The sequence below is a fragment of the Streptomyces sp. SID3212 genome, assembly GCF_009865405.1.
Taxonomy (GTDB): domain Bacteria; phylum Actinomycetota; class Actinomycetes; order Streptomycetales; family Streptomycetaceae; genus Streptomyces.
The window spans coordinates 1-1,305 of the sequence record NZ_WWJY01000381.1; the positions used below are offsets into that span (position 1 = coordinate 1).

Here is a 1,305-nt window from a genome sequence, read left to right on the forward strand (position 1 = left end):
GCCGTGATGACCGGCGGCGCGGCGGTCCGGCTCTACCCCGACGGGGGCGCCCGGTGGGTGCCGGGCAGTTGGCCTGAGGTGGCGGGGGTACGGCTCGACCGCCTCGGCCCCGACGACGGCACGGCCCTCGGCGCGGTGGTCGACGCGCGCGAGGTGTCCGTACGGGACGACTCCGACGCGCTCCACTTCACCGTGGAGGCCGCCGGCCAGCCGGTCTCGGTGGCGCTGTGGCGCAACCTGGGCGGCTTCCCCGAGGACACGCCGTACCGCTCCATCGGTGTCGAGCCGATGCTCGGCCGGGTCTTCGACCTGGCCGGGGCCGGTGACGCGGACGCGGCCCGGGTCGGGCCGTCCGGCGAGGTCCGCTGGCGGCTGACCGTGACGGCGACCCGCCACCCCTGACGAGCACGTGGTCATCGGGACCACCCACCCGTCATTGTGACCGCCCACCCCCTCCCCACCCGAACGAGAAGAGGAACCACCCCGTGGATCTGCTGAGCGCGCTGCGCGCCCACCGCCTGGTCGCCATCGTGCGCGGCGACGACCCCGAGGCCGCGCTGCGGACCGTACTGACCCTGGTCGCGGAAGGCGTGGAGCTGGTCGAGGTCTCCCTCTCCGGCCGGGACGCCCTCCAGGTCATCGCCGGTGCCCGGGCGGCGCTGGGCCCCGACGCGCCGCTCGGCGCGGGCACGGTCCTCACCCCCGAGGACGCGTGGGCCGCGCACGAGGCGGGAGCGGACTTCGTCGTCACCCCGGCGCTCGGCGACGGTGTCACGGCGGCCAAGGAACTGGGACTGCCGGTCCTCGCCGGGGTGATGACCCCGACGGAGGTCCTGACCGCCCTGCGCCTCGGCGCGGACGCGCTCAAGATCTTCCCGGCCGCGCAGGCGGGCGGCCCCGACTATGTGAAGGCGCTGCGTGGCCCGTTCCCCCACGTCCCGTTCGTGCCGGTCGGGGGCGTGGACGCGGCGACGGCGCGCGCCTGTCTGGCGCACGGCGCGACGGCGGTAGGTGTGGGCTCGCCGCTGATCGGGGACGCGGCGGACGGCGGGAGCCAGGAGGCGCTGCGCGAGCGGGCGCGCGCGTTCCTCGCGGTGGTACGGGACGCGGGGGAGGGCCCCCGATGAGCGCGGGCACGAGCGGCACGCCGGCGTACGCCCCCGTCGTCTGCTGGTCCGACCGCCTCGAACTGGGCGAGGGCATCCGCTGGGTCGACGGGCGGATCGTCCTGACCGACATCCTCACCGGCCGGCTGCTGGCCGCCCCGCCCGGCGACCCAGCCCGCACCGGGCCGCTGGACGTCCT

The 1,305-nt window shown here is 76.7% G+C and carries 1 protein-coding gene and 2 pseudogenes; all 3 read left to right on the forward strand.

Annotated elements, in window-relative coordinates; genetic code table 11:
• Window positions 1-402, forward strand: a pseudogene (locus GT042_RS11495) (hypothetical protein); the annotation flags it as partial.
• Between the two features lie 83 nt (window positions 403-485).
• A complete protein-coding gene (locus GT042_RS11500; RefSeq protein WP_161308616.1) occupies window positions 486-1,127 on the forward strand; it encodes a bifunctional 4-hydroxy-2-oxoglutarate aldolase/2-dehydro-3-deoxy-phosphogluconate aldolase in 642 nt (213 codons plus the stop codon).
• Window positions 1,124-1,305, forward strand: a pseudogene (locus GT042_RS11505) (hypothetical protein); the annotation flags it as partial. The gene GT042_RS11500 and the pseudogene GT042_RS11505, both read left to right, overlap by 4 nt.